This window comes from Methylobacterium pseudosasicola, assembly GCF_900114535.1.
Lineage (GTDB): Bacteria > Pseudomonadota > Alphaproteobacteria > Rhizobiales > Beijerinckiaceae > Methylobacterium > Methylobacterium pseudosasicola.
Map to the genome: position 1 here is coordinate 16,552 of NZ_FOTK01000021.1, position 15,011 is coordinate 31,562.

General features: G+C 67.1%; 14 protein-coding genes. 11 read left to right on the forward strand and 3 right to left on the reverse strand.

The genetic code is table 11. The features are described 5' to 3' along the window. Positions 1–3: 3 nt before the first annotated feature. Complete coding sequence (locus BM228_RS19365) at positions 4–396, reverse strand: VOC family protein (RefSeq protein WP_092043333.1); 393 nt, start codon at positions 394–396, stop codon at positions 4–6. 146 nt (positions 397–542) lie between these two features. Further along, a complete protein-coding gene (gene dctA / locus BM228_RS19370; protein ID WP_092043182.1) occupies positions 543–1,874 on the reverse strand; it encodes a C4-dicarboxylate transporter DctA in 1,332 nt (443 codons plus the stop codon). Positions 1,875–2,112: 238 nt separating this feature from the next. Here dctA and BM228_RS19375 point away from each other — a divergent pair, with 238 nt between their 5' ends. From BM228_RS19375 to BM228_RS19390, 4 genes are all read left to right on the forward strand, one after another. Next, the gene (locus tag BM228_RS19375) at positions 2,113–3,039 is read left to right on the forward strand and encodes a LysR family transcriptional regulator (RefSeq protein ID WP_092043184.1); all 927 of its coding nucleotides are present in this window, start codon (positions 2,113–2,115) and stop codon (positions 3,037–3,039) included. A 305-nt stretch (positions 3,040–3,344) separates the two neighbouring features. Further along, a complete protein-coding gene (locus BM228_RS19380) occupies positions 3,345–4,694 on the forward strand; it encodes an NAD(P)H-dependent oxidoreductase (RefSeq protein WP_092043186.1) in 1,350 nt (449 codons plus the stop codon). Continuing rightward, complete coding sequence (locus tag BM228_RS19385) at positions 4,691–5,590, forward strand: NAD(P)-dependent oxidoreductase (RefSeq protein WP_092043187.1); 900 nt, start codon at positions 4,691–4,693, stop codon at positions 5,588–5,590. Before BM228_RS19380 ends, BM228_RS19385 begins: the two co-directional genes overlap by 4 nt. Positions 5,591–5,615: 25 nt before the next feature. Next, a complete protein-coding gene (locus BM228_RS19390) occupies positions 5,616–7,313 on the forward strand; it encodes a dihydroxy-acid dehydratase (RefSeq protein ID WP_092043189.1) in 1,698 nt (565 codons plus the stop codon). A 189-nt stretch (positions 7,314–7,502) separates the two neighbouring features. Here BM228_RS19390 and BM228_RS19395 read toward each other — a convergent pair whose 3' ends face one another. After that, a complete protein-coding gene (locus tag BM228_RS19395) occupies positions 7,503–8,432 on the reverse strand; it encodes a LysR substrate-binding domain-containing protein (RefSeq protein ID WP_092043190.1) in 930 nt (309 codons plus the stop codon). Positions 8,433–8,533: 101 nt separating this feature from the next. On the opposite strand from BM228_RS19395, the gene BM228_RS19400 reads away from it, so the two are divergent. The 7 genes from BM228_RS19400 (at position 8,534) to BM228_RS34740 (ending at position 14,927) form a co-directional block, all read left to right on the forward strand. Further along, the gene (locus BM228_RS19400) at positions 8,534–9,199 is read left to right on the forward strand and encodes an RraA family protein (protein ID WP_092043192.1); all 666 of its coding nucleotides are present in this window, start codon (positions 8,534–8,536) and stop codon (positions 9,197–9,199) included. Beyond that, on the forward strand, positions 9,196–9,864 hold the full coding sequence (locus BM228_RS19405) for an RraA family protein (RefSeq protein WP_244537219.1): 669 nt from the start codon (positions 9,196–9,198) through the stop codon (positions 9,862–9,864). Before BM228_RS19400 ends, BM228_RS19405 begins: the two co-directional genes overlap by 4 nt. Next, a complete protein-coding gene (locus BM228_RS19410; protein WP_092043195.1) occupies positions 9,864–10,511 on the forward strand; it encodes an RraA family protein in 648 nt (215 codons plus the stop codon). Before BM228_RS19405 ends, BM228_RS19410 begins: the two co-directional genes overlap by 1 nt. A 64-nt stretch (positions 10,512–10,575) precedes the next feature. Further along, on the forward strand, positions 10,576–11,037 hold the full coding sequence (locus BM228_RS19415; protein ID WP_092043196.1) for a RidA family protein: 462 nt from the start codon (positions 10,576–10,578) through the stop codon (positions 11,035–11,037). A gap of 35 nt (positions 11,038–11,072) precedes the next feature. Further along, positions 11,073–12,089 carry a threonine ammonia-lyase gene (locus tag BM228_RS19420; RefSeq protein ID WP_092043198.1) on the forward strand — a complete coding sequence of 339 codons (1,017 nt, stop codon included), beginning with the start codon at positions 11,073–11,075 and terminating at the stop codon, positions 12,087–12,089. Positions 12,090–12,245: 156 nt separating this feature from the next. Further along, complete coding sequence (locus tag BM228_RS19425) at positions 12,246–14,339, forward strand: hypothetical protein (RefSeq protein WP_139234126.1); 2,094 nt, start codon at positions 12,246–12,248, stop codon at positions 14,337–14,339. Positions 14,340–14,549: 210 nt separating this feature from the next. After that, positions 14,550–14,927 (forward strand): hypothetical protein, encoded by a 378-nt coding sequence (locus tag BM228_RS34740; RefSeq protein ID WP_092043201.1) that lies wholly within the window; start codon positions 14,550–14,552, stop codon positions 14,925–14,927. Positions 14,928–15,011: the final 84 nt, after the last annotated feature.

Below are 15,011 nucleotides of genomic sequence, written 5' to 3' on the forward strand. Positions count from 1 at the left end.
GTCTCAGCCTCGATCCTTGTAGTTCGAAATCTCGACGAGGTTGCGATCGGGATCCCGGAAGTAGACCGAGCGGATCGGCCCATTGGCCCCCGTGCGGTCGACGATCCCGCCCTCCTCGATCGCGATGCCGAGCGATTCGACGTGGCGCTTCACGTCCTCCACCGGGACGTCGGTGATCAGGCAGAAGTCGCCCGAGCCAGGTGTCGGCCGGGCGGCCTTCGGTTCGATCTCGCGGCCTGCTTGATGCAGGTTGATCTTCTGGTCACCGAACTTCAGCGCCTTGCGGCCCTGCCCGAAGGCGACGACCTCCATGCCGCAGGTACGGCTGTAGAAGTCGCAGGTCTTGTCGACGTCTGCGACGGTGAGAACGAGATGGTCGATTCGGGTGATTCTCATCGCGATCGTGTCCGGTGCTGCGGAAGCCTGTTCGATGGTTGGCAGCAGGCCGAGGGCGAGGACGCCCCCGACGAGTGCGCGACGGTCAAGGTCCCTGTGGTTCAAGAGGTGCCTCCTGCTCTTCGAAGGTCGTTGCCGGCCGGGCGTCAGATGCCCGACGGTTCCTGGGTATCGACCAGCCGGCCGTCGAGGGCGGCGTGGAGGCGCGCGGTGTCGAGATCGCCTTCCCAACGCGCCACAACGATCGCCGCCACCCCGTTTCCGACGGCGTTCACCAGCGCCCCGCCCTCGGAGATGAAGCGATAGACGCCGAGGATGATGGCGAGGCTGGCGACCGGGATCGAGTGAAGGGAAGCGAGGGTCGCGGCGAGAACGACGAAGGAGCCGCCGGTGACGCTGGCCGCGCCCTTCGAGGTCAGGAGCAGGACGCCGACGAGGACCAGCTGGGCTTCGAAGCCGAGCGGCGTGTTCGTGGCCTGGGCCAGGAAGATCGCCATCGTCGTCAGGTTGATGCAGGTTCCGTCGAGGTTGAACGAGTAGCCGGACGGCACGACGATGCCGACCGTCGACTCGCCGCAACCGGCACGCTTCAGCTTCTCCATGAGTCGCGGCAGCGCCGCTTCCGAGGAAGACGTCCCGAGGACGATGAGCAGCTCCTCGCGGATGTACCTGAGGAACTTGAAGATGCTAAAGCCAGCCAATCTCGCGACGGCCCCGAGGACTACGACCACAAACACGATGCACGTCAGGTAGAAGATCGCGATCATGTGCAGCAGCGGCACGAGTGAGGCGATGCCGTACTTGCCGATCGTGAATGCCATCGCGCCGAAGGCGCCCAGGGGCGCGAACTTCATGATGATGCCGACCACGCCGAACAGGCCCTTGGCAGCCAAGTCGATCATGTCCACCAGCGGCTGGACCTTCGGGCCCGCCATGCTGAGCGCGATGGCGAAGAGGATCGAGATGAAGAGAATCTGGAGGATCTCGCCTTCGGCGAAGGCGCCGACGAAGGTGTTCGGCACGATATGCGTGAAATAGTCGACGACACCCATGCCCTTCTTGGCGCTGTTCGAGACCGAGGCGATCGCCTGCGGATCGAGGTGCGTGGGGTCGATGTTCATCCCGGCGCCGGGCTGGGTGAGGTTCATCGCGACGAGGCCGATGAGAAGCGCCAGCGTGGTCAGCACCTCGAAGTAGATCAGGCTTTTTACGCCAATGCGGCCGACCTTCTTCAGGTCGCCGACACTGGCGATCCCGTGGACGACCGTGCAGAAGATCACCGGGGCGATGATCATCTTCACCATCTTGATGAAGACGTCGCCCAACGGTTTCAAGGACTCCCCGAAGCTCGGGTAGAAGTGCCCGCATACGACGCCTAGGGCGATCGCGGTCAGGACCTGGACATAGAGGTTTTTGTAGAAGGGCCGTTTCGTCGAGCGCACGGCATCGACTGGCACGGCGACGGCTGTCGCGCCCATGCGTTTCTCCCATGATTGCATCCGCGTGCCGTGCGTTGCTTTGAGAGGCCGGCGCTTGACGGTGCAGAAACCATCATCCGGCAAGCGTGCGGAATCGGAAGTGCCGTTTCGGAACGGCTGCCATCGCGGGAGACGATTGCCGCGCCTTGTACGCCCCCTTCGACGTGTGCGGCTCGCTCAGGAGCACGCACCCGTCCTATGATCGTACCGCGTGTGAACGCCCCCGGGAGGTTGGCGCGTGGGCAACGCGCATCGGTTGATCGACGGGCAATCGACGATGCAGTTCGATTTTGTTTCCCTCCGCCTGTTCGCCGCGGTCGTCGAGCACCGAAACATCGCCCAGGCCTCGCGCCTGCACAACATCGCGGCCTCCGCCGTGAGCAAGCGCATCTCCGATCTCGAAGCCCGTACCGGGACGGCGCTCCTGTACAGGCTCCGTGAAGGGGTGGAGCCAACGCCGGCGGGACATGCGCTCTACAGGTACGCCAAGCTGATGGCGCGGACCGCGGACGAGTTGCAGGCGGAACTCAGCACCTACGCGGAGGGCGAGAAGGGTCACGTGAGGCTGTGGGCGAACACCTCGGCGGTCACGCAATTCCTTCCCGAGGACCTCGCGGTGTTCACGCAACAGTTTCCGGACGTCAGGATCGAACTGCGGGAGGACACGAGCCAGCGTATCGTCGACGCGGTGAAGGACGGCTTCGCCGACATCGGCGTCTACTCCGACCACATCGGACCGGTCGATCTGTGCAAGCGGACCTACCGGCGCGACACGCTGATGGTCGTCGTGCCCACAGGCCATGCCCTGGCCGGACGGCAGGCCATCACGCTGGAGGAGACCAGCGCCTACGATCACGTCGGGCTCCAGGAGGGCAGTTCACTCCAGGCGCGTGTCATGGAAGAGAGCGCCAGGCTCGGCCTGCCAGTCCGGATGCGCGTGCAGGTCTTCGGCTTCGACAGCATCCGCCGCATGGTGGAGGCCGGACTGGGCATCGCCATCCTGCCCCAGGGGGCCGTCCTGCCCTACCTCGTCAACAACAAGCTCGTGGCTCTCGAACTTCGGGATGCCTGGGCCAGTCGATCGTTGATGGCGGCCTTTCGCGACGAAGCCGCCCTACCTCGCTCCGCACGAGCGCTCCTCGCCTGTCTCTGTCCTGACGCCTGACGGCGACGGGCCCTGGCCGAGGCCTCTGTTCCTGCGCCATGCCGAGCCGCGATGGCGGTGCTTCCCAACCGGAAATTGCCCTTCTGCGAAACCGAACGGAAGGTGACGCCAAGAAAGCTATCTGAGGATCACAGCAGCGATCTCCGGAGCCGTCCCTGCGGAAGCACGTGCTGCTTCCGACCGTCGGCTTCCCGAACTCGCTTCCTTGATGGCGATCGCAACGCGAGCAACCGCGCCGAGTTCGCCCGTCTGCTGCCGGGCGGGCTTCCAACGACGAGTTGCGAGCCATCCGGGAGGAAGAATCGATGAACCTTTTCACGAAGCTCCAAGAGCGCGCTGCTGCCGGTACGCCCGTGCGCGTCGGACTCATCGGGGCCGGCAAGTTCGGCTCGATGTACCTCGCGCAGGTTCCCAGGATCCCCGGCGTCCATCTCGCCGCGATCGCCGACCTTTCGGTGTCGAACGCCCGCGCGAACCTTGAGCGCGTCGGTTGGGAGGCCGACCGCAGCGCCGCCAGTTCCATCGACGAGGCGATCAAGCGGGGCAACACGCATGTCGGCCAGGATTGGGAGGCCCTCATCGGCCATCCCGCGATCGACATCGTCGTCGAGTGCACCGGCAACCCGATCGCCGCCGTCGAGCACTGCCTCGCCGCCTTCCGTCACGGCAAACCCGTCATCAACGTGACGGTCGAGGCGGATGCGTTCTGCGGGCCGATCCTGGCGCGCAAGGCGCGCGAGGCCGGGACGCTCTATAGCATGGCCTACGGCGACCAGCCCGCATTGACCTGCGATCTGGTGGACTGGGCTCGGACCTGCGGCTTCCCGGTCGTCGCCGCCGGCCGCGGCCACAAGTGGCTGCCGAAGTTCCGCGAGTCGACGCCCGACACGGTCTGGGATTTCTGGGGCCTCACGGCCGAGCAGGCCCGGATCGGCGGCATGAACCCGAAGATGTTCAACGCCTTCCTCGACGGCTCCAAGCCCGCGATCGAGAGTACCGCCATCGCGAACGCCACCGGCCTTGAGGCGCCCGAGGAGGGCCTTCAGTTCCCGCCCTGCTCGATCGATGAGATCCCCACCGTGATGCGACCGCGCAGCGAAGGCGGAGTTCTGGAGCGCAAGGGAATCGTCGAGGTGGCCTCGTCGCTCAGGCTGGACGGCACACCGCTTCCCTACGACATCCGCAAGGGCGTCTGGGTCTGCATCGAGGGTGACACGGACTACATTCGTCGCTGCTTCAAGGAATATCAGGTCGTGACCGACCCGGACGGTCGCTACATGTCGCTCTACAAACGCTGGCACCTGATCGGGCTGGAACTTGGCATCTCGGTCGCCTCGATCGGCCTGCGCAACGAGCCGACCGGCTACGGCCGTTACTTCAACGCCGACGTCGCCGCCACCGCCAAGCGCAATCTTCAGGCTGGAGAAATGCTGGACGGCGAAGGCGGCTACACGGTCTACGGTAAGCTCGTACCCGCCCGCCGCTCGTTGGAGCAGCGGATCCTGCCGCTCGGCCTCGCTCACAAGCTCAAGCTTGTGCGGCCGGTGGCGAAAGATCAGGCTCTGACCTGGGACGACGTCGAAGTGGACGAGACCGTCTCGGCCTACAAGATCCGGCGCGAAATGGAAACGACTTTTGCCGGAGAACTCTCATGAGGATCGGCTTCGTCGGCCTAGGGCAGATGGGGCGTCCGATCGCCCACAACTTGCTCAAGCACGGCAATGACCTGATCGTCAGCAGCCGCAGCGACCGCTGGTTCGCCGAGTTCCGGGAGAAGGGAGCACGCTGCACCAGCGACGTCGCCGATCTTGCGGACGCGGAGCTTGTGTTCCTGTGCTTGCCTGACGCGCAGACCGTGCAGGCCGTTGTCGGCGGCGACTTGCTCGTCGAACGCCTCGGCCCCGGCCGGACGGTCGTGGACCTCAGCACGATCGCGTACGGGGCGACCATCGCGATCGCGCAAACCCTGGAGGCGCGCGGCATCGCCTTCCTCGACGCCCCGATCTCCGGCATGGAGGCGCGCGCCGTCGACGGTACGCTGACCGTGATGTGCGGCGGAACGGCCGAAGCCTTCGAGCAAGTGCGGCCGATCCTGTCTCAGATCGGAAGCAAGATCCTCCACATGGGGCCGGCCGGGAGCGGACAGCTCACCAAACTCGTGAATCAGCTTCTCTTCGACATTAATGCAGCGGGCCTCGCGGAAATACTGCCGATGGCCGCGAAGATGGGCTTGGATCCCGACTTGGTAGGGGAGGTCGTCAACAGCGGGACCGGACGCAGCCACGCCTCCGAGTTCTTCATCCCGCGCATCCTGCGCGGCCACTTCGGGGACGGATACCCGCTGGCGCACGCCTACAAGGACCTCGTGAGCGCAGCCGAACTCGGGGCGGCCCGCACGATCCCGATGCCGGTGCTGGCGGCCGCGACCGCCACTTATCAGACCGCGCTGCTCCAGGGGCACGGTGCGAAAGACAAGGGTGCGATGGTACGCGTCTTCGAGGAAGCCCTGGGAGTGAATTTTCGAAGCCGTTCGACCGGCGGTTCGCAATAACAAAGCTACTGGAGAGGAAACGCTTATGTCGGATGAACCCCACGGCCTCGACCGGGGCCTGACCAATTACGGCGACCGCGACTTCGCCCGCTACCTGCGCCGCTCCTTCGCCCGCTCGATGGGTATCTCGCCGGGTCTCCTGAACAAGCCGGTGGTCGGGATCGCCATGACGCCGTCGGGCTTCAACAACTGCCACCGCGGCATGCCGGAACTCGTCGAGGCAGTCTCGCGTGGCGTGCTGGCAGCCGGCGCTCTTCCGCGGCCGTTCCCCACCGTGTCGCTCGGCGAGGTTTTCCTCAACCCGACCAGCATGATGTACCGCAACCTGATGGCCATGGACACCGAGGAAATGATCGGGGCCCAGCCGATGGACGCGGTGGTGCTGATCGGTGGATGCGACAAGACCGTTCCGGCCCAGCTCATGGGAGCGGCCTCCGCCGACCTGCCGGCGATTCAGCTCGTCACCGGCCCGATGTCGACCGGTCGCCACAAGGGCCAGCGCCTCGGGGCCTGCACCGACTGCCGGGGCTTCTGGGCCAAGTACCGGGCCGGCACGGTCGATGCGGAGGAGATCGCCGAGGTCGAGGGCCGGCTCTCGGTGACCCAGGGCACCTGCGCGGTGATGGGCACGGCCTCGACCATGGCCTGTATCGCGGAGGCGCTGGGCATGTCGCTGCCGGGCACGGCCGCGATACCGGCGGTGCATTCCGACCGCTTGGTCGCCGCGGAAGAGACCGGCCGCGCCTCGGTGCGTCTCATCGGGACAAAGATCCGGCCGTCGCAGGTCATCACGCAGAAGTCGGTCGAGAACGCGATCCGGGTGCTGATGGCGGTATCCGGTTCGACCAACGCCATCGTCCATCTGACTGCCATCGCCGGGCGCCTCGGCATCCGGATCTCGCCCGAGCGATTCAACCAGATCTCGGACGAGACGCCGGTGCTGGTCGACCTTAAGCCCGTGGGCGATGGCTATATGGAGGACTTCCATGCGGGCGGCGGCATGGGCGCGCTACTGCGCGAGTTGCGCCCGCTCCTCCACCTCGACACGGTGGACGTGGAGGGCCGCACGCTCGCCGAGCGGCTCGACGAGCCGGCCGGATGGGTCGACCGGAAGGTAATCCGCGCTTCGGACAATCCGGTCTCGCCGCTCGGTGGGCTGGTAACGCTCAAGGGCAACCTCGCCCCCGAGGGCGCGATCTTCAAGCGTGCGGCGGCGACGCTTGAGCTGTTCGAATCTGAGGGCCGGGCCGTGGTGTTCACCGGCTTGGAGGACCTGAGCCGGCGGATCGACGACCCCGACCTAGACGTCGCGCCAGGCGACGTGCTGGTCCTGCAGAATGCCGGTCCGCACGCGGCGGGCATGCCGGAGGCGGGCTACCTGCCGATTCCCAAGAAGCTCGCCCGGGCGGGAGTGAAGGACATGGTGCGCATCTCCGACGCGCGGATGTCAGGCACGGCGTTCGGGTCGATCGTCCTGCACGTGGCGCCCGAGGCTGCGATCGGCGGGCCCCTCGCGGCGGTGCGCGACGGCGACCGCATCCGCTTGTCGATCAAGGACAAGCGGATCGACCTCCTAGTCGCGGAGGACGAGATCGCACGGCGGCTCGCCGACCACCGGCCGCCGCCAGCCCCGACCCGGGGCTACAAAGCGCTCTACCGGCGCAGCGTCACTCAGGCCCCGGAGGGCTGTGACTTCGATTTCTTGGCAAGCGGCACAAACTGAACCAGCCTTCGGATGGCTCGAAAACTTGCAATGTATGAACACGGAGCGTGTGCGACGCTCTGTGGCCGCTCAAGGATCCAGCGATCTTAACGCGGACGAGGCCGGCATAGAGTGCCGCGAAAGCTGCTCAGCACGTAGGAACGGCCGACGACCGATCATCCGACAATAGACGAGAACCTGCTGCGCGGATCACGATACAACGCGCGGCATAGTCATGTCTTTTCGGCTGCCGAGAGGCTGTGCGGTCTCGATGATGAAGTCTATCAATGGATTGTGCCTCGCTGAAGACCAAACGATCGCGGTCGACACGACGTTGATATCCTCCACAAGCGGGCGAACGATGACCGTCGCCGCGGCAAGTTGCTCGAAGCTCGACGGTATCAAGGCGATCCCCTGACCGCAGCCGACGAATGCGATCTGGGAGGTCACGGAACGGACCTCGTGAAGGATGCGCGGCGAGAAGCCGTGCGTTCGGCAGGCAGCGACGATGTGATCGAAGTAGATCGGACTTCCCCTACGTGATGCCATGGTGAAGTCCTCTTGCGCCAGCGCGCGCAATGATACCTCTGCCGTTTCCGCGAGCCTGTGCCCCCGCGGTAGCGCGACGGCAAGTCTATCCTCCGCAACGGGCAAGCTACGGACCCATGGTCCGAGTTCGCCATCGACCCGCGCGAAAGCAATATCTATGTCGCCAGCTTCCAACGCTGGAACGGCCTCGACGCTGTCTATCTCCCTCACGTAGATCGTGAGCTGTGGGTGGACAGCGCGCAGCCGCGCAACGAGCGGCGGCAACTCGTTCACGATCGCCGCGTTGATGGCTCCGATCGTCAGCGTCCCCGATTGCCCATCGACTGCCTCGCGGACAGCCAGTTCCAAGCGTTCCAGCTGCTCGGCGAACTTGCGTACCGCCGGCAGGATCGCCGCCCCCGCGGGGGTCAGCTTCGCGCCGCGCCGATTCCGATCGAATAGCCTGACCCGCAGGGCCTGTTCCAAGGCTTGGATCTGCTCGGTCAGAGGTGGCTGCGACATGCCCAGCCGCTTCGCCGCACGCCCGAAGTGCTTCTCCTCAGCTACGGCCAGAAACAGCCAGAGGTGCCGAACGAGCCGAAAATTGATCATCGCGGCGATCCGTTCAACCTATCACAGGCATCCTGTTTTCGTATTTTACCGATCGAAGCGAAGCTGTGAAGAGATCATCCACACAGCGTTTGCGAGACTCCATGCCTGACGCAACCCACCTCGACCGGCTTGCCAGCCAGGACACCAACACCGTCTCGGATGCGCTCGACTTCCTCGGGCTGCCCGGCGCCACCTACGGCCTGCGGCCGCTATGGAACTGCCCGAAGGTCGTTGGCCGGGCCAGCACCATCCAGCTCGGGCTTAAGCAGGGATCCGCGCCTACCGTCCACCTGATCTCCCCGGTCATCGCCCGCATCGAGACGGGCGACCGCGTCCTCGTCATCGCTGGCGGCGTCGAGGGCATTTCTTGTTGGGGCGACATCCTCGCCAACGCCGCGAAGGCGAAGGGCATCCGCGGCTCGGTCATCGACGGCCTGAGCCGGGACATCGAGGGCAGCGAGGGCATCGGCTACCCGGTCTACGGCCGCGGCGTGACCATGATCAGCGCCCGCAATCGGGTGGTGCAAGTTTCCTCCGGCGAGCCCGTCAGGATGGCCGGCGTGACCGTGCGCCAGGACGACTACGTCATTGCCGATCGTTGCGGTGCCGTCTTCGTGCCGGCCGAGCGCATCGCGGAGGTCCTCGACCTTGCCGATCGCATAGCGCGCCGCCAGGAAGGAATGGTCGAGGCGGTCCGAGCCAGCCGCTCGGTCGAGGAGGTCATGCACGACAAGCAGTTCGAGGCGATCCAGGCGGAGAAGGCATGATGGCGGACGACGATAAGACCCTGGTGGCGCTGTTCGAGGGTCTCGACACGCCCGGCGTCTCCGATGCGATGGACAAGCTCGGCCTGCCCGGCCACTGCTTCGGCATCACCCCCCTCGCCGACTACACGAAGACGGTCGTCGGGCCGGCGTTCACGGTGAAGTACGTATCGGCGACCACCCCGCCCGGCACGGTCGGCGACTTCATCGATGACGTGGCCGAGGGCGACTTCGTCGTCATCGACAACGATGGGCGCACAGACTGCACGGTCTGGGGCGATATCATGACCCAGTATGCCGGGGGCCGAGGGTTCGCCGGCACGCTCATCGACGGCGTCTGCCGCGACGTGGCGAAGGCCCTCGCCGACCGCTACCCGATGTTCACCCGCGGGCGCTTCATGCGCACCGGCAAGGACCGAGTGCAGGTCGAGGCGGTGAACGTCACCGTCTCCGTGGGTCAGGCCCGCGTCAGTCCCCGCGACATCGTCGTGGCCGACGCTAACGGGGCGCTGGTCGTGCCCCGAGCCCGCGCCCGTGAGGTGGCTGAGCTCGCTCGTGAGATCGAGGGCGTCGAAAACAAGATTCGGCGCGAGATCGAGGGCGGCAAGAGCCTGAAGGCCGCGCGCGAGGCGCTAGACTACCACTCCCTGCAGTCGAGGAAGGCTTGATGTCCGATCCGGCCTTCTCCGCGTTCCCGGCGAACTTCGCCGCCCGGGCCCGCGCGCTCGGCAGCTCGACCCTCTACGAGGCGTCAGGCCTGCCCTGCTCCGTCGACCCCCTCGTCCGGCCCGTATGGCCCGGGGCCAGCATTGCCGCGCCAGCCTACCCGTTGACCTGCTCTCCTGGCGACAACCTCGCGATCCACATCGGCCTGGAACGGGCCCCGCGGGGCAGCGTACTCGTCGTGTCCACCGGCGACTTCGTCGCCGGGTACTGGGGCGAGGTGCTCACCGTGGCGGCCGAGGTCGCCGGAATCGTCGGCCTCGTCATCGACGGCGGCGCTCGCGACATCGCCGCGCTCGCCGCACGCCGCTTCCCGGTCTTCGCCCGAGGCATCTCGGTGCGTGGCACGATCAAGGCAAGCGCGCCCTCGATCGGCAAGCCGCAGCTCATCACCGGCGTGGCGGTAGCTCCCGGCGACCTCGTGGTCGCGGACGACGATGGCGTCATCATCCTACCGACCACGGAGGCGGAGCGGGTGCTTACGGCCGGCGAGGCCCGGGCGGCAAAGGAGGCGGCGATGATGGAACGGCTTGCGCAGGGGGCGTCGACCCTGGACCTCATGGGCCTGTCCGATTGGCGGACGAGCGCCTAGCCAGCACCGGTCCGCGGGCACAGCATTTTAGACCGAGCCACCGCCGATCTGTCGAGAGGGACCCATGACCAGTGTCGTCGAACGCTTGGAAGCCGCCGGGTTGAGGTTGCCGCAGCCCAATCCCCCCAACGGCGTGTACGTCCCCTTCACCCGGGCGGGATCCCTCGTGTTCCTAGCCGGGGCCACCCCAATGCGAGACGGCGAGTTGCTGTTTCCGGGCACGGTGGGCGCCAGCCTGTCGCTGGAGGACGGGAAACAGGCGGCGGCTGTCTGCGCCCTCAACCTGCTCGCCAACCTCGGCTTGGCCTGCGACAGCGATTTCGGGCGGGTCCGGGCGGTCAAGGTCAACGGCTACGTCAGGTGCAGCCCGGACTTCACGCAGCAGCCACGCGTCATCGACGGTGCGTCGGAAATCTTCCGCTTAGCGCTTGGCGAGCGCGGAGATCACGCCCGTGCGGCCGTAGGAGTCCTATGCCTGCCGCGGGGGGCCTGCGTCGAGGTCGAGGCGATTTTCGAAATGATCTGAAGCCGGGCGCATGTCGGAGAAGGGGTGAGGGTATCATGGCGACTGAGTTCGGATTGGCTGAGATCGAGGCCGCGTCTCGAAGAATCGCGGGACGCGTCATCCGCACGCCGGTGCTCAGCTCGCCCATGCTGGACGAGCTGGCCAAATGTCGCGTCTTCGTGAAAGCCGAGTCGTTGCAGAGAACGGGCTCGTTCAAGTTTCGGGGTGCCTTGAACAAGATCCTCGCCATGGACCCCGAGGTACGCCGTCGGGGCATCATCACTTATTCCGCGGGAAACCATGGCCATGCGGTCGCGGCGGCTGCGCGCGAGGTCGGCTGCCCGGCGGTCATTGTATTGCCAGTCACCGCACCGACGATAAAAGTCGACAACTGTCGGTGGTGGGGCGCCGAAACGGTCTTTTACGACCCCACTTCCCAGGACCGCGAGGAGGTCGCCCGCGCGATCGCCGAGCCGCGTGGCCTCGAACTTGTCCCGCCCTTCGATGACTTCGAGGTGATGGCCGGGCAAGGGACGGCCGGGCTGGAATTTGCCGAGGAGCTGGTCCGGCTCGACGCATGTCCGGACGCGTTACTGGTTTGCTGCAGCGGAGGCGGACTCGCATCCGGTGCGGCCACCGCAATGAAAGCCCGCTTCCCCGATCTCGCCTGCCACGTCGTCGAACCAGCCGGGCTCGACAAGATGGCCAGATCCCTCGCCTGCGGCTTTCCTCAACCGAAGCCGAGTTCGCCCACGACAATCATGGACGGGATCGCGGGGCCGATCGCAGGTGCTCGCCCGCTCGCCGTTCTGCGCGGGCTAGGTGCGACGGGACTGACGGTCACGGATGCGGAAGCCCAAGAAGCCATGGCGGTGGCTTTCCGCTTCCTAAAGCTTGTCCTCGAACCAGGCGGGGCCGCAGCCTTGGCGGCCGCCATCACCAAGGGTTCGAGTTTAGCGGGCAAGACGGTGGCGGTGATTGGTACGGGGGGCAACGTCGACGAGGACGTCTTCGCGGACGCGGTGGCCGGAGATGCTCGATCCAGCGCTCGCAGCTCCGGCGACGGATCATAGCTCGTCCTGTCCGGACAGTCTGGGGTCGGCAGGCCCCCCGCCTTGAGCCTCCTCCGAACATAAGCGGCCTCGGTAATCCGCCGAGCCGGAGCCCGTTTGGAGATTGCAGGCGTCCCGGCTAGCCTGATGGCTCGACGCGCGGAGTGGTGCCCGCGCATGTCTCAAGCCGCGCACAGGACCATGCAAGCCCGCAAGCCCGTCGTCCCCGCATTCCTGACCGCCATCCGGCCCGGCAGCCAGCCGCGTACCGCTGAGGTCGCGCGCGACTACCCCAGCCAGCATGAGTGCGAGCGCGAGATGATGCGGCACGTGCGGCTCATCCACCCGCATGGCTCCGACGGGGCCTATGTCCTGGCCTCGAAGCGCGGACCCTACAAGGAACGGTCGTACCGGGCGAGAGATCGGCTCGTTCAGGCCTCGGTCCGGTACGAGGACTTCGTCTCGATGAACCGGTTCCAGCGCCGCCGCCTCGGCTCGGCGCTGGCCAGCGTCGGGCACCTGTGGCTGGAGTTCGACCCCTACGGCGAGGACGCCCAGGGAAACGCCCTGCCATACCGCGGAATGAACCCCGCGGCGCTGATGGCAATCATCCTCGCGGCGATCCTTGAGGCAGGCCTGCCCGCACCTTCGTACTGGACCGACTCCGGGCGGGGCTTGCACGCGGTGTGGCTGTGCGAGGCCCTGCCCGGCAAGGCGGCCACGAAGGTCCAGCGCATCATGGACGAGCTGTACGGCCCGACCCTGAATCCCGACGGATCGGTCCCGGCGCGGAGCCTCGAAGACCCGGACCGCGACGCCCAGGAATCCCGGCTCGCCCCGATGTGGCGCGTGTTCCGGGATGCCGGCCTCGACAGGCAGACCCGGGATCCCTCTCGCGTCCTGAGGATGTGGGGAACCTGGAACAGCAAGGCCAGCCGCCTGTGCCGCAGGCTGTGGCCCGCCTTCATCGAGGACATCCAGAGCCACCGGGTCGACTTGATCGCCGATGCGGTCCTGCCCCTGACGAACGTGGCCTACCGGCAGCGGTTGGCCGAGAAGGCCGAAAGGGCTCCGACCGAGGCCCCCAGGCAGCCGAAGCCCAAGCGCACCCGCAGCGCCAATCCCCACGCTGGCAAGATGGCCGCCTGGGACCGGAAGCTCGCCGACCTGCTCAGGCTGCGCGAGCACCGCGGCCGCATCGCCGTAGGGCAGAGGCATTTGTGGGTGTTCCTCACGGCCAACTGCTACGCCCAGACCAAGGGCGGCGACCCGTCGACGTGGGCCGAGCTGCTGGCCCCGCTCGCCGGCTTGAGCGTCGCCGAGGCCCTCGACTGCCTCGGCAGTCTCGGCCGGCGCCAGAAGCGCCGCGAGGCCGGCGAGACCGTCGAGCACGGGAAGCTGACGTGGAACCCCCTGTTCCACTACAGCGGCGCGAAGATCGCGGACGCTCTCGGGGTCACGGTCGAGGAGGCGGACGGCGCCGGTCTCGGCATCGTCCGTCCCGGCAAGGGCCACGCGATCCCGGCGATCCAGCGCAAGGCCGAGAAGCGGGTCCGCGACGGCGCCGTCCCGCACGCGGCCCGGGCCGACGCCAAGCTCCTTGCCGGCCGTCAGGGCCTCACGCTGCAGGCCGAGGGCAAGTCCAAGGCGGAGGCTGTCGCGGCTGTCATGAACCTGTCCGGCCGCGGCAGGACGTGGGCGATCGAGGCGATGAAGCTCGCGGCCGCGACACCGGCCGAGGCAACGGTCGAGACGGTCGCCGCCGCCCCCGAGCCCCGGACCGCTCCGGCCCGGAAGTCCGGGATTCGACAGGTTCGGTTTTCGGGACGCTATATCGGGGGCTCCGCCCCACCTGCCCCAGAAACCCTCGCAGCTGTCGCGGCCGACCCCACTACCGCCCCTGCCGACGAGCCGGTTCTGGTCCGGCGGTACACCCCCTTCTTCGCCGAGTACCGGTCGAGCACGGCGCATTGGACTATCCTCAAGGTCGGCACAGGCTGCATGGCCTACGAGGTCCGCGAGGACATGCCCCTCGACGCCCCGGACCTCGTGCCCGAGGGCGGCTACCGCACGCCGCTGACGTCCGGCCTGAATGCCGCCACGGACGCCCGTTTCGCCGCCGTACAAGCCGATCTCCACCGCGAGGCTACCCGAGACCGTCGCCGGGGATCCCGGGTCTCCGCGGCCCATTCCTTTGCCCGCCGGGTTGCCGTCGCCCCTCTGGATGTGAAGGCCGCCGCCGAGGCCTACCGTCTGGCATCTGGCCGGTGAACCCAACCCTCTCAGCCCTTGTGGCGGGCATGGTGGCCCGCTATAATCTCGGCACTGGCCAGCGCGGCTGGGACGTGCACCACACGTAGAGAGGCCCCTGCGGACTACCGCGGGGGCTTCCGTGTTTCTGGGCTTCGCCGTCCCGTCCTTTGATCCTTGCATCCCAGCATCCGATGCTGCGAGCGTTGCAACTCAGTTGGATCCACTCCCATGGCCAAGCCCCGCCGGAAGAAGGTCTGCTCGGCCGAGTCCCAGGCCCGCTACGCCGTCCGCCTGGAGCGCGGCCGCGCCAGAAACAAGCGGTGGCGTGACGCCCGCGCCGGTCGCCTGTCGACATTGGAGGCCGAGGCCGACGTCGCCGCGGTGGACGCCGCCGTGGTCCGCGCCCTGGTCCGGCTGCATGTGGAGGCCCGCGAGGCGACCGGCCGCCGGGATCCCGCCCTGCCCCTCGTCGAGGTCATCCGCCTCGCCCGCGAGCGGCTGCAGGCCGGGGGTATGGAGCCCGCCGTGGCCCGCGAGGCCGTCCGCGAGCGCCTCCGCCTCGGCGCCCCTCCGGATCCCGCCGCGTCCGTCGCCGAGGCCGCCTGAGCCGTTCGCCTGTAGTTCCTGGGAGAGCATAGGGGCGGCCCGGAAACATCCCCGCATTCTGGGCCATGTACATGTCGGGCTTGC